Raw genomic sequence first — 19,518 nt, 5'->3', positions numbered from 1 at the left:
TGCAAATATAAAACCCTTTTTTTAATTCTACAATAGTTTTTTCATATTTATTTTAAAGTTTTTTCTAAACCCTAAAATTAATATTTATAAACTTTTATATGAACGTCGCTAACAAAAAACTAATGCCCTTTTTAGCGGCTGCAAACATACTACCCTTTTTCATTCTAGCAATAACTTTTTGCGCTTTTCTTTGTTTTATTTTTATACTTTTAGTCTAATTCCTTTCTATCAATTAGTTACAACACTTTTATTTTTTTGATCAAGCTATCTTCTTTAACTCAATTATGGGGTTTGGTGAGTAAACACCGTGTCCTGGGGTTTGCAAACCCATAGAAAATAGAGAGGTGATTGCTTTTTGTTTCGTTAAATGAGGGAAAGATGCGGGGGAATTTGCTTCAAAAAATATGTTTTTTTTTTGTGATGGGTGGTTTTTAGACCCGCAAAAAGTATACTTATATATAATAGGAGTCTGATTATTCTTTGTTCGGAGTATTCCGAAAGTGTTTTTAGAGAGGATTGGAGGAGGATTGACTGGGGAAATGATACAAAAAAACGCGAGCTAATAAGAGAACACGCTGCTTTATATTATAAAAAGAAAAAACTAAATTGAATTCTGAACAAGGAAAAAGTTACTTCGTTATATTACTAAAGACTTCCTTAAAGAATCATAATACATCATACTATTATAAGGATACAGTATTACTACTTATTTATAATATAATCTGTTTCGACTACATGGCTATACACATCTTTACTGAACATATATAATCGTGATGGTTTTTTTGAAACTCCCTTTTGTTTTTCTTCAAGCGGTACTATATACGACTTACTGGATACCTTTTTTCTAAAATTACGGTTATCTAGTTCTACATCTAAAATGGTCTCGAAGGCCATTTGTAGTTCGTTAAGAGTAAATTTGATTGCTACGAAATCGAATATTAATGGATCTGTGATAATTTTACTCTTCACATCTTCATAAGCATCATTAATAATTTGTTGATGATCGAAGCCTAATTGCGGTAAAGACTTCAATTTAAACCATTTTAAAGAATCGTCCATATCAAGCAAATCTTTGTTAGATGCTACAATAAGATAGTAAGCCACGGTTATGGTTCTTACTTTCGCTCCCCTACTTCTCACCCACAACAAATCTCTATCCGATTTTATTCTTGCTGCATTCCCGTAAGTTCTAAATTGATTCTTGTTTAAATGATCTTCTCCTGTTAATTCTTTAAAAACTCTATTGGCAGTTTCTCCTAAATTATTACTTTTAAGTACATAGTGCCCAGGAAGCACCCAATCATCTATTTCTGGTAAATTTTCGTTGTATAAATTTAAGGTACGTTTTCTTAATAATACATTAAGCGCGTTATCTTCTAACCTTAAAACCACACAGTCTACTGATAAATTATCTATTTTTCTAAAATCCATATCAATTAAAACGTTAAATTTACGCTTTTACAAATTTAAACAATCTCTTATTATTAATATTTATAATTAATGATGTTTTTATTGGGTTTTGTTATTTTCAAGAATACCATTTTCATTTCAAGACACATTATATTTTAATAATTAAATATAGAACACTTAATTACTCGTTATTATGACAAAGTCTTTTCAGCTTAACATGGAGAATTTAAAACTATTACCAGATACTGTTTTAAAACCCTCGTTTGATAGAGACAAAATTAAAACAAGTATTCTACATATAGGTGTTAGTAATTTTCACAGATCGCACCAAGCTTATTACACCCACGAACTTATTGAAAAGTTTAATGACCTGAATTACGGGATTTGCGGTGTTGACTTACTGGATTCTGACCGAAAAATTTATAATATATTAAAAGATCAAGATGGACTTTATACACTGTACACCAAAGAACCAAATGGTGCGCATAGAGCTAAAATAATAGGATCTATTGTTGAATATTTTTTTGGCCCCGAAAACCCATTGGCGGTTATTGAAAAAATGGCGAGTCCTGATATCGAAATCATTTCACTTACCATTGCTGAAGATGGCTATCATTTAAATGAGATTACAGGCGCATTTGACATGAATCACCCTGTGGTAAACGAAGAAATTAAAAACCCATTTAACCCCAAAACTGTTTTTGGATACTTAACGCAAGCCTTTAAATTAAGGAAATTGAGAAATTTACCAGGTTGCACCATACTTTCTTGCGACAATATAAAGGCTAACGGAGACACCATGAAACAATCGCTATTCGATTATGTAAGCAAAACAGAACCAGAACTCTTAGAGTGGATTTCTGAAAACACCACATTCCCCAACACCATGGTTGATAGAATTACAACCATTACAGATTTTGATGATATTGATACTTTAAAGAATGATTTTTTAATAGAAGACCAATGGCCCGTAGTTTGTGAATCGTTTGCACAATGGGTTATAGAAGATAAATTTCTTCATAAAAAACCTTCATGGGAAAAAGTAGGCGTTCAATTTACCGAAAATATTGAGCCCTATGAAAAAATGAAATTGCGTTTACTGAATGCTGGTCACACCATTTTAGGCATTTTAGGAACCATGTGTGGTTATAAAACGGTTTATGAAGCAGCCATTGATGATGATTTTATAGTGTTCTTAAAATCATTTATGGATGAAGAAGTTTTCCCAACGCTTCAGGAATCGAGCCCTACAAACGTAAATGACTATAAAAAAATGCTTGTATCTCGTTTTCAAAACCCACACATAAATGATAGACTGTCGCGTATTTGTCAAGAAAGCTCAGCAAAAATCCCTCTTTTTATACTACCAACTATAAAGGATCAATTACAGAGTCACAAACAAATAACGAAATCGGCCTTTATAATTGCTGCGTGGTGTAAATATAATGATGGTATTGACGATTTTAAAATACCTTATAAAATTACAGATACCATAAGTGGTACACTTATTAGAAATGCTACGCTATCGCACCAAAACCCTATTAAATTTTTAGAAATTGAATCTGTTTTTGGAGATTTAAACACCAACAAACTTTTCACGGATAGTTATGAAGCGTCTCTTACCTTATTAAGAAGCCATAGTATTAAAGATTGTGTTAAAGAAATGAACACGCGTTTAGCATAAGCATTTACACTATTTAGATTTTATTATAAAAAAAAGGCTCCACAATTAAATTGTGAAACCTTTTAACATAATAGTCACTAAACTAAAAATAAGACTTTCTATACTTATATAGTATCTATTAATTTTCCCCCATCATGGAAGCGATAGTTTCTTCCGTTATTTCTGGGTTTGCGCCTTCTTTACTCGCTACCAAAGCACCAACAGCACAAGCAAAATCGATGGCTTCTTGAGGTGAATCTTCCTTTAAAAGTTTATTAATTAAGGATGCTAAAAATGAATCGCCCGCACCAACCGTATCTTTAACTACTATTTGGTAACCACTGTTATAATAAAAGGTATCGTTATAATACAGAATGGCTCCATGCCTACCTTTAGTCACACAAATGGTTTTGGTATTTGTTACTTCAGAAATAAAACGAATATTCTGCTCTAAAGACTGTGAATCTGAATCTAAATATTTAGCTATTTCAAAAATCTCTTCATCATTAAACTTTATAAAATCGGCCTGATTCATTAAATACACTAGAATATCTTTGGTGTAATAGGGTTCTCTTAAGTTTACATCGAAAATTCTAGACTTCGCTAAAGGTAAAAGCTCATATAATGTACTTCTAGATTCATCATCTCGAGTTACTAAACTTCCGAAAATAAATGCATCTGAAGATTTTACAAGTGATTTTGCAGTCTCTGATAACTCAATCTTATCCCAAGCACTTGGGTATTTTATATCATAAGAAGCAGAACCTTTATCATTAAGCATCACCGTAACATGTCCGGTTTCATAGCTTGAATCGGTTTGAATACCTTCAACATTGACATTATTAGCTTTGAAAAAATCAATAATCTTATCGCCCTTTTCATCTTTACCAATTCGGCTAATCATTGAAACATCATTACCAAACGATTTCAATCTTGTTGCTACATTTAAAGGAGCGCCTCCAATTTTTTCATGCGTAGGAAACATATCCCACAAAACCTCTCCAAAACAAGTTATTTTTATCATGATAAATTATTTTAAAATTTACTATTCAAATCAATAATACACTTTTTAACTCCAAATTGCTTAATGTCTTGATAAGCTTTTGTGTACGCTGCTACAAACGGTTCCGATTCCGATAAATTCCCGAATATAGATTCTATTTCTAAAAACAATTTCGGATTTGCTTTAGCGGCTACTGCTTTTTCATGCAACACATCTTCCATAGCATCTCTTACTTGAATTTTAGCTCCGTTTTCATCAACCCCTAAACTATATATTGCCCAAGCTGCCATTACAAAAGCGGCCAATTCTATAACTCCATTACCTTGTAATTGACCTTGAACTGTTGGTAAAATAAATTTCGGGATTTTAGCCGAACTTTCTGAACAGATACGATCTACTTGATCTTTTATATAAATGTTTCCAAATCTTTCAAGTAACGACTGCTTATATTCATTAAGGTCTACACCCTTAAGTTCTCCTAATGTTGGGATGACTTCATGCTCCATGTAAGCACCTAAAAAGTGGTTTACAGCTTCATCATTTACAACTTCATCTATGGTTGAATACCCAATTAATGTTCCTAATATACCTAATACAGAGTGACCTGCATTTAGTAAACTTAGTTTCATTTTTTCGTAAGGCACCACATCTTCAACAAATTGAGCACCCACTTCTTCCCAAGCTGGTCTGCCCGCTATAAAGTCATCTTCAATAACCCATTGTTTAAACGGCTCGCAAACAACTGGCCACGCATCTTCAATTCCAGATGTTTCTTTTAATGCTTCTATATCCGCAGGTACCGTAGCAGGTGTGATTCTATCAACCATACTATTTGGGAAGGATACATGAGACTCTATCCAAGAAACCAATTCTGGCTCGGCATGTTTCACATAACTAAGCAACATTTTCTTTGTAACATGTCCATTACCCTGAATATTATCACACGATTGAATAGTACATCCTGAAACATTATTCTCTTTTCTCAACTTCAAACCTTGAGTTAAATATCCAAATACGGTTTTAGGACTATTTGGATTTTTTAAATCTTGTTGAATTGCCGGATTATCTATTTCAAACTCTCCGGTTGCTTCATTATAATTATAGCCACCTTCTGTAATGGTTAAAGTAATTATTTTGATGTCTGGATTTGCTATTCTTTCAATAACTGCCGTTGGGTTTTCTGGTGCAAATAAATAATCGACTATCGACCCAATTACTGTTTTTGTTAAGCTTCCATCCAATTCTTTCACTATTAAAGTATACAAACCATGTTGATCTTTAAGAGTCTGAAAAATTTTCTGGTCGAAATTCAATAACGCTACTCCACAAATTCCCCAATTAGTATCTGAGTTTTTATTAAGCAACTCATCTGTATAAAAAGCTTCGTGAGCTCTGTGAAAACCACCTATTCCTATATGAAGAATACCTGCTTTCACTTTAGTTCTATCGTACCTTGGTACTGAAACCTCCCCGTTTAACTGCGACAGGTTTTCACTATTTAATTTATAATAATCCATTATCATTTTCATTATTTATCTTCAAATCGTTGTAATAAAACTGCAAACACAATAATAGCACCCTTAACTACTTGTTGTGGGTAAGAAGGCACATTTAATAGGTTTAATATATTTCCTATTAATCCTAGAATAAGAACCCCCATTAGGGTGTTAATTGCAGACCCTTTTCCGCCATTTAAACTTGCTCCACCAATAACTACTGCAGCAATAGCATCTAATTCCCAAGCCATTCCCATATTAGGAGACCCTAAATTTGTTCTAGATGCTACAATAATAGCCGCTGTTGCAGCTAAGGCTCCAGATATAGCGTATACCAAAAACTTATATTTATTAACTTTAATACCTGATAAGCGAGATGCTTCTTCATTACTACCGATCGCAATAATTAACCTACCAAACACATTATAATGAAGTAATACTTGAGCAATTACTACGATAAGGATGAATATGATTGCGATGTTAGGAATACCTAAAAATGAATTATTTGCAAAATCTGCCATAAATTCACCTCCTGGTGTTTTAAATGTAATTGGAGATCCTTTAGAATAAATGAAACCTAATCCTCTTGCAATGGTCATAAGCGCCAATGTTGCAATAAACGGTGCCATTTTTTGATAAGCAACCAAATACCCTGAAACACTCCCTAATAGGAAACCAATAACAATGGTAAGTGAAATAGCCACGGGCAAGACCACTATATTTATAAGTATTGCGAATATAACTGCTAATAAAGCGACTAGAGAACCGACCGATAAATCGATACCACCCGTTAAAATAACTATTAGCATACCAATACTAATAATACCAATACCTGAAACTTGCTTTAATAAGTTAGACAGATTTATGGATGTGAAAAACACATCTGAGATCATTGCAGAAAAAACTACAAGTAATACAAAAATGAAAATTGTATTGTATTTTATTAAAAATTTAAGAATCCCCCCAGGACTGCTTAATTGACTTTTTATAGTTAATGCCATTATTTTTTAATTTAGTTAGTGAAACATTAATGATTTTAAACTTTTTCCGATTGAATATCTCAAGATATTTTCTTCAGAGAACTCCTCTTTAGGTAATTCCCCAAAAATGGTTCCTTTATGCATCACGAGAATACGATCTGATATTCCCATAATCTCAGGCATGTCCGATGAAATAACAATAACACCAACGCCCTTTTTAGCGACTTCATTAATAAGGTTATAAATTTCAACTTTAGCTCCTACATCAACACCTCGTGTTGGCTCATCGATAATAATTACCTTACTATCAATACTTAACCATTTAGCCAAGGCCACTTTTTGTTGATTACCACCACTTAAGTTTTTTACAACCACTTTACCACTCGGGGTTTTAATGCTTAGTTTATCAATTAAACCAATAACATTTGCTTTTTCTTTTTCCGAAAAAATAAATCCGAATTTGTTTGAAATAGGCTTAAAATTGGTAATACTGATATTTCTACCAATAGACAGTGGCAAAAACACACCTTCCTCTTTTCTGTCTTCTGAAACAAAACCAATAGAATGCTTTACTGCTTTGGCTGGGCATGTAATATTTAATTCTTCACCACCCAAGGTTACAGTACCCGATTTCTTTTTATCTGCCCCGAAAATTAATTTAGCAGTTTCAGTTCTTCCACTACCACCTAATCCGGCAATACCTAACACTTCTCCTGCCCTTACTGAGAAGGATACATTGTTAACTAATGTATCTTTCGCCGTTAAATTTTCAACAGAGAAAATAGGCTCTTTACTTATTTCTACATTTCTTACTGGGTACAAGTCTTTCAACTCTCTACCAATCATCATCCTAATAACTTCATCGGTATCCGTTTCAGAAACAGCTTTACTTCCAGTGTCAACACCATCTTTAAGAACAGTAACCGTATCGGCTATTTTAAATATTTCTTCTAAATGATGAGAAATATAAATTATAGAGACACCTTCTTTTTTAAGTCTTAATAAATTGTCAAATAACTTTTGAGTATCTGTAGGATCAAAAACGGTTGTTGGCTCATCTAAAACTAGAATTTTAGTATCTTCAGATAATGCTTTGGCAATTTCTACCACTTGCTTTTGAACAATACTTAAATCTCTAACTCTAGCTGCTGGATTAATATCAAAACCTAAGGACTTAATTAAATCGCCCGCATCTTTTGTTATTTTTTTCCAGTTCATCCAAAATTTATTAGCACCTAATTTGTGCAAATAAATATTTTCAGCTACAGACAAATCATTTACTAATGATAATTCCTGGTACACAACACTAATACCTAATAATTGGCCTTCATGGGTGTTTTTTGGAGCAATTTCTTCCCCATTTAAAAACACTTGTCCATTATCTTTTTGATGCACACCACTTAAAATTTTCATAAGTGTTGATTTCCCTGCGCCATTCTCGCCTATTAAAGCGTGTATTTCACCATGTTTTACTTTTAAATTAACATCTTGAAGTACTGATACAATACCAAAACTTTTTGATATTCCATTCATTTCAAGCCGGTATTCACTTTCTGAATTATTCATATCAATATCGTTTTAGAGGTTAAAATAAAGCTTTAGGATCGTAGTATTTCGCTGCATTTTCCTTAGTAATTAATAAAGGCGCAGTAAATGCTGTTTTAGGAAAATCTCGTTTACCGTTAAAATACTGAATGGCATATTCCACTGCATTTTTTCCAATTTGCACTGGACTATTCATAGCTGTACAACCATAAAAATCGGTATCCATAATGTATTTAATAGCTTCTTTTTGTCCATCTGCACCAGCTACTATTAAAATATCATCTGTTTTCCCTGCTTGAGCAATAGCTTTAATAGCACCTAAAACACAAACATCAGACTCTGTAATTACCACATTAATATCTGGATGTGCTACCAAAGCATCTTCCATCGCTTTTAAACCACCTGCATAAGACCAATCAGTATAAGCTTGTGTTTTAATATTTAAATCGATATAACCTAAAGTTCTTAATTGCTCTTCGGTAATACCTTGTAACAACCCTTGTTTACGTGTTTTTCCTACTGGGTTTCCAGCATTACCACTTAATAAGGCGATGTTCATTTTTTTAGAACCAAACTTTTTAGCTAACCACTCACCTGCAAGCTCTCCATTTGCCAAATTGTTTGATTGAATCGTTGTTACATAATCTGCAGAAGGATTAATAGAACTATCGATAATAAAAACAGGAATCCCCGCTTTCGCTGCCATTTTAGTTACACCTACTAAAGCGTCTGGATCTTTAGGGTTTAATAATAAAGCATCTACACCTTTAGTAATTAAATCTTCAACAGCTGCAATTTGTTTGTTGATATCATCTTGACCATCAGCAGACATAAAAATCATACCATTTTTTTCTACAGATGCTTCAATACTTTGTAATAATGCTTGGTAATAAGGAGCGTTTAATGAAGGTGTACAATACCCTATTTTCATGCCCGTTAAATCCATGGCACTTTCTACTTTTTCACTTGTGTCTTCAGAACTGTTAACATTCGCTTGTGTTGATTTTGATTGATCTACACAGCTTGTTAAGCCCATTATTAAAGCAAGCACCATGAAAGGTTTTACAAATTGCTTTAAAACTGATTTTGTTGTTTTAGTCTTCATAATTAGTTTAATTTTAAATTAATAAATTAAGTTTTGTTTAAAATATAGTTAGGTCTAGTTGTAATACTGTTTTTTCTTTTTCTGGATTCCACATAGCGGTTACCTCTACTGGCATTTTATAATTTCCTATATGAACATTTTTACTTAAAGATGCACCAACATTTATTAAATTCCCAGCACCTTCTGTATAAAAAGTTTTATCGGTAGTAAATGACCATGCACCACCTGCAAAAAGTGATAATTTATAATCATCCTTCTCCCATACTTTACTTTTAATCTCTAAATAGTGTGTCCAAGAATCTTTAAAAGATCCATCATTCTGTACTTCGTAGTCACCAGAACCACCCGCTAAAATAGTTGCCAAATACAACAAAGTATTATCTGTAACCATATAGCCAAAGTTTAAATCTACAAAGTTATACCCTTGTGTTTTATCATAACTCCAGTAATGTAATTTATCGCCTCTTTCTTCAACACCTGTGTAGTTATTATGCGAAACTGCTTCTGCAAAAAACTTATCAGAGAAACGATATACTGTATAAATAGAGAACTCCTTATAGTTAGCACCTACATAATCACCCGTATTTTTATTTACAACATCAACACTAGTTAAACTAGCACCTCCCCAAACACCAAAAGTAAATTTCTTATCTCTCGAGTTAAATTCTAAATTGGTAGCAAACACTGCACCTGGATGCACAACAAACCCGTGCCACGTATGCATGTTCTTTAAATGCGCACCAGCCGTAAATGCTTTATAATCATCATCCGTTGCTCTCTCAACTTCAGATAATTCTGTTTTTTCATCTTGCGCCCAAACATTGTTTAAGTTAAACAATAAGCACATACAAATCAAGGTAATTTTAAAAGCACCTTGATTAAAAGATCTTGTCACTCCATTTTTTGTAGAGCTTGAAAACGATTGAGTTTTAGTCAGTAACTCAGATTGATTCTGTTTCATAATATAATTATTTAGTAGTTGTTGTTTTTAAACGTTCTTTTTACGTTTATTGTTTTTTCAAAGATAGAACACAAATAAACATTCACACAACATTTATAAGATAAATTACAATATCCTATTGAATTTTTACATAATTGTCACATTTTTCACATAATCGTTAAAAAAAACACAACAAAATTTATTAAACGTTAATAATACGTTTAATAAATTATAGCTTTTAGACTACTCAACGATACTAAAACGCACTTAATCTTCTAACAATATACATTAATCGATTGAATTACAACAAATAACCATTAAGAAAAACCATACAAACTGATTTTCACTTAACAAAAAATAACAAAAACTAAAATATCATTACAGGAAATAAGTAAATTATACCTTACTATAATATTGTATGTGTATATTTATACTATTATCTTTGCAATCGAATTTCAAATTATTATATGATACATATTACATTACCTGATGGCAGTGTGAAAACGTTTGAAGAAAACGTTACTCCAATGGATGTTGCTAAAAGCATAAGTGAAGGATTTGCTAGAAATGTTATTTCCGCAAGTTTTAATGGTACAACTGTAGAAACTGTAACACCATTAACCACAAATGGCTCCTTAGTTTTATACACTTGGAATGATAATGAAGGAAAAACAGCATTTTGGCATTCATCGGCACACGTATTAGCCCAAGCCCTTGAAGAACTTTATAAAGGCTCAAAACTAACCATTGGTCCTGCAATTGATAACGGGTTTTATTATGATGTAGATTTTGGCGACCACGTTGTATCTGAAAAGGATTTTAAAGCGATTGAAGATAAGATGCTTGAGATTGCTAGAGGAAAGCACGATTTTAAAATGCGATCTGCTACAAAAGCTGAAGCACTAGAACTATATAGTGGTAATGAATTTAAAACAGAGTTAATTACCAATCTAGAAGATGGCACCATCACTTTTTGTGATCATGCTACTTTTACAGATTTATGCCGTGGAGGACACATTCCCAACACAGGTATTATAAAAGCTGTTAAAATATTAAGCGTTGCAGGTGCGTATTGGAGAGGTAATGAAAACAACCCGCAACTTACTCGTATTTATGGAACTTCATTTCCAAAGCAAAAAGAGCTAACAGAATATTTAGCCTTACTTGAAGAAGCAAAAAAACGTGACCATAGAAAACTTGGTAAAGAATTGGAATTATTTACCTTTTCTCAAAAAGTGGGTGCAGGATTACCTTTATGGTTACCAAAAGGTGCCGCTTTAAGGGAACGTTTAGAAAACTTTTTAAAAGCAGCCCAAAAGAAAGCTGGTTATGAAATGGTTATTACACCGCACATAGGCCAAAAGGAATTATATGTTACTTCTGGACATTATGCTAAATATGGTGCTGATAGTTTTCAACCCATACATACGCCAAAAGACGGTGAAGAATTTTTATTAAAACCCATGAACTGTCCGCATCACTGCGAAATTTACAACAACAGCCAATGGAGTTATAAAGATTTACCAAAACGTTATGCTGAATTTGGAACCGTTTATAGATACGAACAAAGTGGTGAATTACATGGTTTAACCCGAGTTAGAGGTTTTACGCAAGATGATGCCCATTTATTTTGTACTCCAGATCAGTTAGATGCTGAATTTAAAAATGTGATCGATTTAGTACTTTATGTATTTGGATCTTTAGGTTTTGAAAACTTTACAGCGCAAGTATCTTTAAGAGATCCTGAAAATCCAGAAAAATACATTGGTAGTCTGGAAAATTGGGAAAAGGCAGAAAAAGCCATCATGAGTGCTACAATAGATAAAGGTTTAAATTATACAGTAAAAACAGGCGAAGCCGCTTTTTACGGGCCTAAATTAGATTTCATGGTGAAGGATGCGCTTGGTCGCCAATGGCAATTAGGTACCATTCAAGTAGATTACAATCTACCTGAACGCTTCAATTTAACCTATAAAGGTAGCGATAACGAACTACATAGACCTGTGATGATTCACCGTGCCCCTTTTGGAAGCATGGAACGTTTCATCGCCATTTTATTAGAGCATACAGCTGGTAATTTCCCGCTTTGGTTAATGCCTACACAGGCTATTATACTGTCAATTAGTGAGAAATATGAAAAATACGCCGAAAAAGTTTTAAATTTGCTGGAAAATGACGAAATTCGCGCCCTTGTAGATCATAGAAATGAAACCATAGGTAAAAAGATTAGGGAAGCAGAAATGCAAAAACACCCTTTTATGATTATTATTGGTGAACAAGAAGAAAAAGAAAACAAAATATCTGTGCGTATGCACGGTGGAGAAGATTTGGGAATGATTTCTATTGAAGACTTCTCAAAAATTATAAAAACAGAAATAAGCAAAACGTTAAAACCGTTTTAAACAATAAGTTTAACTTAAAAATATAAGGCCATAGCAATTAGAAGAAAATCTCAGCCCGCCAAAAGGGTTTCACAAGAGGATAAACACAGAATTAACTCTAAGATCAATGCACCCAACGTGCGTCTTGTAGGCGACAACGTTGAAATAGGTGTATACTCTACCAGAGATGCTTTAAAAATAGCAGAAGAGCAAGGATTCGATCTAGTGGAGATCTCTCCAAACGCAGATCCTCCTGTTTGTAAAGTTATGGATTATAAGAAGTTTCTTTATGAACAAAAGAAACGTGATAAAGTTATTAAAGCCAAAGCTACTAAGGTTGTAATAAAAGAAATTCGATTTGGTCCACAAACCGATGATCATGATTATGATTTTAAAAAGAAGCATGCTGAAAAATTCTTAAAAGAAGGCGCTAAGCTAAAAGCTTTTGTTTTCTTTAAAGGACGTTCTATCGTATTTAAAGAACAGGGACAAATTTTATTATTAAGATTAGCCCAAGATCTTGAAGAATATGGTAAAGTGGAACAAATGCCACAATTGGAAGGTAAACGTATGACTATGTTTATTGCTCCAAAAAAATAAAGACAGAAACTGAAACAAATTCAGTTTAAAGATAATTAAGCGAATTAATTAAAACCTAGGAAAAGAAAATGCCTAAAATGAAAACAAAATCTAGTGCCAAAAAACGCTTTAAGCTAACTGGTACTGGTAAGATTAAAAGAAAGCACGCTTTTAAAAGTCACATCTTAACAAAGAAGTCTAAAAAACGTAAGCTAGCTCTAACGCATGATACATTAGTACATAAAGCGGATGAGAGTAATGTTAAATTGATGTTACGTTTAAAGTAATATCTTTTTAACCGGTTAAAACAAATTATAAACCCTGGAGTTAGGCACTAATAAAAAGAGTTAAAAGTTGAAAGTTGAGAAACTAAAAACTACATAACCGCCTACTACAAAACACATTTAAAAATTATGCCAAGATCAGTAAACTCTGTAGCAAAAAGAGCCCGTAGAAAAAAGGTTCTAAAACAAGCAAAAGGTTACTTCGGACGTCGTAAAAACGTTTGGACAGTAGCAAAAAACGCGGTTGATAAAGCGATGCAATATTCGTATAGAGACCGTAGAAACAAAAAGAGAACATTCCGTGCCTTATGGATCACGCGTATTAACGCTGGAGCCAGAGAACATGGTTTATCTTATTCTCAATTTATGGGGAAATTAAAAGCTAATGATATCGAATTAAACCGTAAGGTTTTAGCCGATTTAGCTATGAATTCACCAGAGGCTTTTAAAGCCGTAATCGAGAAAGTAAAATAAGGCGTTTTCGCCCATTGTTAAACATATTATATTCGCTTAATATATTAAAAATCCGATTCGAAAGAATCGGATTTTTTTTTCGTAATTATCTTTCCTAAAGAATTTATAAATAATTTTATTACCTCATACTATTTACACGAAGTTTAAGCTTATTTTTCAGTTTGGACATAAAAATATTCTTTGCAAAAAACATATACTTTAGTATTGTAGGTAAAGGGTCTTTTAAAGCAAATCTAACGGGAGTATTATTCATTATAAATTTAAAATTTAAAAATAAAGCTATATTTTTCAACATACTCTTAACCAACCCTTTTAAATTCAAATATTTAACAAGATTATATTCAGGTCTTTCAAAATTTTTATTTAAACTCGCTAAACAATGTAAATACGGAAAATTAACTCCTGCAATCATAGAAGCTTCCAAGGAACCCCAAAATCGAGTATTTACCTCGATCACTTTATAAATATTATTATCTACATCAAATCTCAAGTCTATATGTGCAACACCAGACCAATTAAGAGACATCATTAATTTATTAACCAGTTCGAACAGAGCATCATCATACACAAATTCTACGCCTAATAATGGTTCAAATGGATTAGAATTAACCATTGTCGCTTTTTGAATGGTAAACGCCAAAATAGATCCAGATTGGCACAAAACACTACACCCAATATCATACCCATTAACATATTCTTGAATAATTCGTTCCTTATCGAAGTTGTTATCTAATAAATAAATCTGCAATTCCTCATTATTATTAAACAAGCAAACCCCCACCCCACCTCCTGACTTAAGTATGGGCTTTATTATAACCGGAAATCTAAAATGTTTAAAAGCATCTGGATTAAGCTTTGAATACAACGCACTCCTAGGAAATGACATATTATTAACTAATAAATGTTCTGCTAAAGACCATTTATTATTAGCCTTGTTATAATCTACATTATTTGGTAATAAACATAATTTATCTTTAAATATAATCTCATTTTTGTATTTACTAAGGGTTTCAATAGCGTCTTCAAAAATCGGCAATATTAAATCGATATTATGCCTTTCGGATTCCTCTTTAACATTATTAATCCAAACTAACTCATCGTTTGTTTTTGGGAAATAAGAAAAATTCTGAATCCGTCTAGAGTACCTAACAGGAATATGCCTTATATTGGACATAACATAAATATTAACCTCCTTAGCTTGAGATAAAGTATTTATAACATATATCAATAAATGGCTTTCACCATCCGGAATTAAAACAGAAATTGCCATTGGAATTGTTAATAATTTACACGCAGTAAATATACTATAATATTAAAATTGTCAATAAATTTTCACCTTATTTATCCTGTTAATCGTTCAAACTTGAATTGAGTTTCAATTATAACCAAGGATATATAATACTAATGGATTAAAACGCCTTAACATTAATTATATAGAATTGTTAATCTAATAAACACCTTATAATTATGTGACAATATAATTTCCTTTTATAAACGAGATATCAAAAAAAAACCATAAAAATATACTTCATAAATATTAATATACCTATCCATTGAAGAAACGACTACAAATATTCTTTATTCATGTAAATAAACAATAATGATCATAGACATGCAAACTAAATTTAATTCCCAAAAGCAGTGGCAACAATAAATCTAGCTCCACCCTGATTTCTATGTTCACAAAGATAAATACCCTGCCACACCCCCATATTCAATCGACCACCTGTGATAGGTATCTGAACAGAAGCTCCCAATAAAGAGGCTTTAATGTGAGCCGGCATATCGTCAGATCCTTCGTAGGTGTGTTCATAATAAGGTGCATTCTCAGGAACCATTTTATTAAAATGGCTTTCAAAATCGGTTCGCACAGTAAAATCGGCATTTTCGTTTATGGTTAAACTAGCCGATGTATGCTTTATAAATACTTGTAGCTGTCCCGTATCTATTTGACTTATTTCTGGCATCGCATCCAAAACCAGATCGGTTATTAAATGAAAACCCCTCGTGTACGGTTTTAACTTTATTTCTTTTTGACAGAATTTCATAGCTTTTTTTATAATTGATATTATAGTTAAAATTAAACTTTAAAATATAATACCTCATATTTTCAACTAAAATAACGCAACCTTTTCCTTCCCATATCATCTAAAGAATAAACCATAACGTGAATTTAATTCCTATGAAACATTCTATTTTAATTATATTTTTAAGCTTTTTAACCCTCACCAACTGTTCAACAGATAATGACGATTATTACAAAGAACAAGTATATAGAACTTATTGGCATTTAATTAATGTAAGTGGCGGTATTGCAGGTGTTGATAATAATTTTGATTTAAATAAAATTGTTTGGACATTTGATGACGAAACCCATACATTAACCGTTAGCAACACCAATACTACTGATGTTGAGGATGGCTTTGACACCGGAGAATACACTTATTCCGTTACTGAAGATGCTAATAAAGAACAATTTCTTACCATCGAATCCAATGAATTTGGACACATGACTATTTCAGAAACTGAATTGATAATCAACCAAAACATGACAACAAATGGTTCTGGAGCAGATGGTTTTATGTATACTTTTAAAAGAGTTCTTGTTTTAGAAGAGGTGGAATAAAAACTATTAGGTTTTCTGTTTCTTTTTCCTAGCCGCAGGAAATAATACGTTGTTTAAAATCAAACGATAACCTGGAGATGTTGGGTGTAAATCGAGTTCTGTTTTAGCATCCCCTACCCTATGTTTATAATCTTCAGGATCATGACCACCATAAAAAGTAAAAAACCCTTTGCCTTTTATGCCGTGAATGTATTTTGCCTCTCCATTAGATTTGGTTTCCCCCATCACTAACACATTCGATTTTATCTCATCTCTAGTAAATGCTGTGGTTTGCCCCATAAAACCTTTTACAAGGGCTGTGTGGTTTTGGCATAACATCGTTGGTATAGGATCCCATTTTGCCGAAAATTCCATTAATGAAAAATAATCTGAAGTTTGAGAAACCATACGATTTTGAGTCATATCGATAGACGAAAACTCATAAACATTAGGATTGCGCTCCAAAATATAATTTGTAAAGGCAAAGGTTTTATTGTAGTCAATTTTGTTTTGATAGCCAGATTCACCTCCATCACCATCAAACATAGGTTCACAAATATCAACACCTTCTGCTGATAAAGCAATATCAAAACTATCAGCAGCGCTGCACATCGCAAACATAAAACCACCACCTATAACGTAGTCTCTAATTTTTAAAGCTACAGCTCGCTTTTCTTCTGATACTTTATTGTATCCTAATTTGGCAGCCAAATTTTCAGCCTCCTTTTTCTCTTCAATATACCAGGACGCTGCTTTATAAGCACCATAAAACTTACCGTATTGACCTGTAAAATCTTCATGGTGTAAATGCAACCAATCGAATGCTAAAAGTGCATCGTTAAGCACTTCTTCATCATACACCGTTTCATAGGGAATTTCGGCATATTCTAATACCATGGTTACAGCATCATCCCAAGGTAATTTTCCCTTTGGAGTATAAACCGCAATTTTAGGTGCTTTTTCCAAAACAATCGCCTCCATATTTTGGCTAGGACTGCTTATATCTTCTAAAATACTTTCGGTTTTTGCATCTGAAAGTATTTCAAAAGAAATGCCTCTAATTTGACATTCGTGCTGAATTTCTTGAGTATCGGGTAGTAAAAATGAGCCACCACGAAAATTAAGTAACCATTTTACTTTTTGCTCTTTACTTAGCACCCAATAGGTTAACCCGTATGCTTTTAAGTGATTTTTTTGACTTTCTACATCCATAGGAATAAGGATATAGGACGCAAACGCACTATAATTAATAAAGAAAAAGGAAAAAATGATAATAAGTTTTCTCGTATTCAATGAAAATAAGGTTTCAGATTATGCAAGAAAGATACTTAAATTTTCTTCTTTTAGAGATTAGTTTAACAGAAGATTAGATTTAAAACGGAACGTCGTTATCGTCATCATCGTTAAACGAACTACCAAAGGCTTGATCTGGACTCGCTTTAAAATTATCTGTTTTTAATGTATCATCATTTGCAGCAGCATTCATTTTAGAATGGAACTCGAAAGGTGAATCGAAATCATCTAAATTATCGAACTTACCTAAGTGTCCAACAAACTTCAAACGAATGTTTTCTAAACCACCATTACGGTGTTTTGCTACAATAAACTCTCCTTGACCTTCTGTTGGTGAACGCTCTTCGTCATCCCATTCATCAATTTTATAATACTCCGGTCTGTAAATAAAGCTTACAATATCCGCATCTTGCTCGATCGCACCAGATTCACGTAAATCGGATAATAATGGACGTTTACTGCCTCCACGTGTTTCAACCGCACGCGATAATTGAGATAATGCAATTACTGGTACCATTAATTCTTTTGCTAATGCTTTAAGGTTTCGAGAAATCATCGAGATCTCTTGCTCACGGTTACCACCATGGTTCGATCCACCGGTCATTAATTGTAAATAATCAATCATGATAAGCTTAACACCATGTTGTGATGATAAACGACGTGCTTTTGCACGTAAATCGAAAATAGAAAGCGACGGGGTATCATCAATAAACAAAGGTGCTTTTTCGAGCCCCTTAACTTTTACGTTTAATTGTTCCCATTCATGCTTTTCTAGTTTACCTGTTCTTAATTTTTCAGATGATAATCCCGTTTCACTAGAAATTAAACGGGTAATTAATTGTACCGAAGCCATCTCTAACGAGAAAAATGCTACGGGTATATTTTGGTCTACAGCAATATTTCTAGCCATAGACAGTGTTAATGCTGTTTTACCCATACCAGGACGTGCAGCAATAATAATTAAATCGGATGGTTGCCAACCCGAAGTTAATTTATCTAATTTATGAAATCCTGTTGGAATACCACTAAGCCCTTCTTGATTTGAAATCTCTTCAATTTTCTTTTTCGCTTGAATTACTAAATCTTGAGCTGTTTCACTCGATTTTTTAATATTTCCTTGGGTTACTTCGTATAATTTTGATTCAGCAGTATCTAATAAATCGAAAACATCTTTGGTTTCATCATAAGCTTCCTCAATAATTTCACTTGAAATTTTAATTAAACTACGTTGAATGAACTTTTGTAAAATAATACGTGCGTGAAACTCAATATGCGCCGAAGAAGACACTTTTTGAGTTAAAGAAATAAGATAAAAATCGCCACCCGCCATTTCTAACTTAGCATTCTTCTTTAATTGTGTTGAAACGGTTAATAAGTCAATAGGCTCACTGTTTTCAAACAACTGAAAAATAGCACTAAAGATGTGTTGATGCGCTTCTTTATAGAAAGCGTCCGGACTTAAAATATCAATAACTTCATCGACACCTTTTTTATCAATCATCAGAGCTCCAAGCACAACTTCTTCTAAATCAAGCGCTTGAGGCGGTATTTTACCCTTCTCAAGACTAATAAGTGTGCTTTTATCAACTTTAAATCCTCTAATTTGGTCCGGTTGTTTCATAACTGCGAAAGTAACTAAAAAGAACGTCTTTCTAGTTAGAATATGATTTATGATTGTTAACTACTCGTTAACAATTTAACTGTTAATAACTTATAAATATTGTCAACAACCCAAAAAAAATCTGAAGCATGATGCTTCA

The 19,518-nt window shown here is 32.8% G+C and carries 17 protein-coding genes; 6 read left to right on the top strand and 11 right to left on the bottom strand.

Going from position 1 to position 19,518, the window contains the following annotated elements; translation table 11 throughout:
* Nucleotides 1–702 precede the first annotated feature (702 nt).
* Entirely contained in the window at nucleotides 703–1,431 is a 729-nt protein-coding gene (locus Q5N74_RS05820) for an NUDIX hydrolase (protein WP_304387792.1), read from the bottom strand.
* A 172-nt stretch (nucleotides 1,432–1,603) separates the two neighbouring features.
* On the opposite strand from Q5N74_RS05820, the gene Q5N74_RS05815 reads away from it, so the two are divergent.
* The gene (locus tag Q5N74_RS05815) at nucleotides 1,604–3,094 is read left to right on the top strand and encodes a mannitol dehydrogenase family protein (RefSeq protein WP_304387791.1); all 1,491 of its coding nucleotides are present in this window, start codon (nucleotides 1,604–1,606) and stop codon (nucleotides 3,092–3,094) included.
* A gap of 118 nt (nucleotides 3,095–3,212) precedes the next feature.
* Here Q5N74_RS05815 and Q5N74_RS05810 read toward each other — a convergent pair whose 3' ends face one another.
* The 6 genes from Q5N74_RS05810 to Q5N74_RS05785 are packed head-to-tail and all read right to left on the bottom strand — an operon-like array spanning nucleotide 3,213 to nucleotide 10,163.
* On the bottom strand, nucleotides 3,213–4,097 hold the full coding sequence (locus tag Q5N74_RS05810; RefSeq protein WP_304387790.1) for a carbohydrate kinase family protein: 885 nt from the start codon (nucleotides 4,095–4,097) through the stop codon (nucleotides 3,213–3,215).
* A gap of 11 nt (nucleotides 4,098–4,108) precedes the next feature.
* The gene (locus Q5N74_RS05805; RefSeq protein ID WP_304387789.1) at nucleotides 4,109–5,605 is read right to left on the bottom strand and encodes a mannitol dehydrogenase family protein; all 1,497 of its coding nucleotides are present in this window, start codon (nucleotides 5,603–5,605) and stop codon (nucleotides 4,109–4,111) included.
* On the bottom strand, nucleotides 5,605–6,573 hold the full coding sequence (locus Q5N74_RS05800) for an ABC transporter permease (RefSeq protein ID WP_304387788.1): 969 nt from the start codon (nucleotides 6,571–6,573) through the stop codon (nucleotides 5,605–5,607). The genes Q5N74_RS05805 and Q5N74_RS05800 overlap by 1 nt, the downstream gene beginning before the upstream one ends.
* 15 nt (nucleotides 6,574–6,588) lie before the next feature.
* A complete protein-coding gene (locus tag Q5N74_RS05795) occupies nucleotides 6,589–8,118 on the bottom strand; it encodes a sugar ABC transporter ATP-binding protein (protein ID WP_304387787.1) in 1,530 nt (509 codons plus the stop codon).
* A gap of 19 nt (nucleotides 8,119–8,137) precedes the next feature.
* Nucleotides 8,138–9,202 carry a substrate-binding domain-containing protein gene (locus Q5N74_RS05790; protein WP_304387786.1) on the bottom strand — a complete coding sequence of 355 codons (1,065 nt, stop codon included), beginning with the start codon at nucleotides 9,200–9,202 and terminating at the stop codon, nucleotides 8,138–8,140.
* A 37-nt stretch (nucleotides 9,203–9,239) separates the two neighbouring features.
* Nucleotides 9,240–10,163 carry a hypothetical protein gene (locus tag Q5N74_RS05785; RefSeq protein WP_304387785.1) on the bottom strand — a complete coding sequence of 308 codons (924 nt, stop codon included), beginning with the start codon at nucleotides 10,161–10,163 and terminating at the stop codon, nucleotides 9,240–9,242.
* Between the two features lie 446 nt (nucleotides 10,164–10,609).
* Here Q5N74_RS05785 and thrS point away from each other — a divergent pair, with 446 nt between their 5' ends.
* The 4 genes from thrS (at nucleotide 10,610) to rplT (ending at nucleotide 13,860) form a co-directional block, all read left to right on the top strand.
* Nucleotides 10,610–12,544 (top strand): threonine--tRNA ligase, encoded by a 1,935-nt coding sequence (gene thrS, locus Q5N74_RS05780; protein WP_304387784.1) that lies wholly within the window; start codon nucleotides 10,610–10,612, stop codon nucleotides 12,542–12,544.
* 30 nt (nucleotides 12,545–12,574) lie between these two features.
* Nucleotides 12,575–13,123, top strand: a complete 549-nt coding sequence (infC, locus tag Q5N74_RS05775) for a translation initiation factor IF-3 (protein ID WP_304387795.1) — start codon at nucleotides 12,575–12,577, stop codon at nucleotides 13,121–13,123.
* 68 nt (nucleotides 13,124–13,191) lie between these two features.
* Nucleotides 13,192–13,389: a 50S ribosomal protein L35 gene (gene rpmI / locus Q5N74_RS05770; protein WP_100609850.1), complete on the top strand. Its 198-nt coding sequence runs from the start codon at nucleotides 13,192–13,194 to the stop codon at nucleotides 13,387–13,389.
* Nucleotides 13,390–13,515: 126 nt separating this feature from the next.
* Nucleotides 13,516–13,860 carry a 50S ribosomal protein L20 gene (rplT, locus tag Q5N74_RS05765; RefSeq protein WP_304387783.1) on the top strand — a complete coding sequence of 115 codons (345 nt, stop codon included), beginning with the start codon at nucleotides 13,516–13,518 and terminating at the stop codon, nucleotides 13,858–13,860.
* A 118-nt stretch (nucleotides 13,861–13,978) separates the two neighbouring features.
* Here the strand turns inward: rplT and Q5N74_RS05760 are convergent, their stop codons facing one another.
* The gene (locus Q5N74_RS05760; protein WP_304387782.1) at nucleotides 13,979–15,130 is read right to left on the bottom strand and encodes an ATP-grasp domain-containing protein; all 1,152 of its coding nucleotides are present in this window, start codon (nucleotides 15,128–15,130) and stop codon (nucleotides 13,979–13,981) included.
* Between the two features lie 355 nt (nucleotides 15,131–15,485).
* On the bottom strand, nucleotides 15,486–15,908 hold the full coding sequence (locus Q5N74_RS05755; protein WP_304387781.1) for a secondary thiamine-phosphate synthase enzyme YjbQ: 423 nt from the start codon (nucleotides 15,906–15,908) through the stop codon (nucleotides 15,486–15,488).
* Nucleotides 15,909–16,042: 134 nt separating this feature from the next.
* Between Q5N74_RS05755 and Q5N74_RS05750 the strand changes: the two genes are divergently transcribed.
* Nucleotides 16,043–16,486: a hypothetical protein gene (locus Q5N74_RS05750; RefSeq protein WP_304387780.1), complete on the top strand. Its 444-nt coding sequence runs from the start codon at nucleotides 16,043–16,045 to the stop codon at nucleotides 16,484–16,486.
* A 6-nt stretch (nucleotides 16,487–16,492) separates the two neighbouring features.
* Here Q5N74_RS05750 and Q5N74_RS05745 read toward each other — a convergent pair whose 3' ends face one another.
* Together Q5N74_RS05745 and dnaB are read right to left on the bottom strand one after the other, a co-directional pair.
* A complete protein-coding gene (locus tag Q5N74_RS05745; protein WP_369686018.1) occupies nucleotides 16,493–17,677 on the bottom strand; it encodes an asparagine synthetase B in 1,185 nt (394 codons plus the stop codon).
* Nucleotides 17,678–17,837: 160 nt separating this feature from the next.
* Nucleotides 17,838–19,379 carry a replicative DNA helicase gene (gene dnaB / locus Q5N74_RS05740; RefSeq protein ID WP_304387778.1) on the bottom strand — a complete coding sequence of 514 codons (1,542 nt, stop codon included), beginning with the start codon at nucleotides 19,377–19,379 and terminating at the stop codon, nucleotides 17,838–17,840.
* Nucleotides 19,380–19,518: the final 139 nt, after the last annotated feature.

Origin of the sequence: Mariniflexile sp. AS56 (genome assembly GCF_030552475.1) — a bacterium.
Taxonomy (GTDB): Bacteria; Bacteroidota; Bacteroidia; order Flavobacteriales; family Flavobacteriaceae; genus Mariniflexile.
The sequence above is the reverse complement of the archived record's forward strand: the minus strand, read 5'-3'. Positions and strand labels throughout refer to the sequence as shown.

Coding starts and splice junctions, on each gene's coding strand:
- Q5N74_RS05795 (WP_304387787.1), bottom strand. CDS start 8,118: ATGAATAATTCAGAAAGTGAATACCGGCTTGAAATGAATGGAATATCA.
- rplT (WP_304387783.1), top strand. CDS start 13,516: ATGCCAAGATCAGTAAACTCTGTAGCAAAAAGAGCCCGTAGAAAAAAG.
- Q5N74_RS05760 (WP_304387782.1), bottom strand. CDS start 15,130: ATGGCAATTTCTGTTTTAATTCCGGATGGTGAAAGCCATTTATTGATA.
- Q5N74_RS05785 (WP_304387785.1), bottom strand. CDS start 10,163: ATGAAACAGAATCAATCTGAGTTACTGACTAAAACTCAATCGTTTTCA.
- dnaB (WP_304387778.1), bottom strand. CDS start 19,379: ATGAAACAACCGGACCAAATTAGAGGATTTAAAGTTGATAAAAGCACA.
- Q5N74_RS05815 (WP_304387791.1), top strand. CDS start 1,604: ATGACAAAGTCTTTTCAGCTTAACATGGAGAATTTAAAACTATTACCA.
- Q5N74_RS05800 (WP_304387788.1), bottom strand. CDS start 6,573: ATGGCATTAACTATAAAAAGTCAATTAAGCAGTCCTGGGGGGATTCTT.
- Q5N74_RS05820 (WP_304387792.1), bottom strand. CDS start 1,431: ATGGATTTTAGAAAAATAGATAATTTATCAGTAGACTGTGTGGTTTTA.
- Q5N74_RS05805 (WP_304387789.1), bottom strand. CDS start 5,605: ATGAAAATGATAATGGATTATTATAAATTAAATAGTGAAAACCTGTCG.
- Q5N74_RS05755 (WP_304387781.1), bottom strand. CDS start 15,908: ATGAAATTCTGTCAAAAAGAAATAAAGTTAAAACCGTACACGAGGGGT.
- Q5N74_RS05810 (WP_304387790.1), bottom strand. CDS start 4,097: ATGATAAAAATAACTTGTTTTGGAGAGGTTTTGTGGGATATGTTTCCT.
- rpmI (WP_100609850.1), top strand. CDS start 13,192: ATGCCTAAAATGAAAACAAAATCTAGTGCCAAAAAACGCTTTAAGCTA.
- Q5N74_RS05745 (WP_369686018.1), bottom strand. CDS start 17,677: ATGGATGTAGAAAGTCAAAAAAATCACTTAAAAGCATACGGGTTAACC.
- Q5N74_RS05750 (WP_304387780.1), top strand. CDS start 16,043: ATGAAACATTCTATTTTAATTATATTTTTAAGCTTTTTAACCCTCACC.
- thrS (WP_304387784.1), top strand. CDS start 10,610: ATGATACATATTACATTACCTGATGGCAGTGTGAAAACGTTTGAAGAA.
- Q5N74_RS05790 (WP_304387786.1), bottom strand. CDS start 9,202: ATGAAGACTAAAACAACAAAATCAGTTTTAAAGCAATTTGTAAAACCT.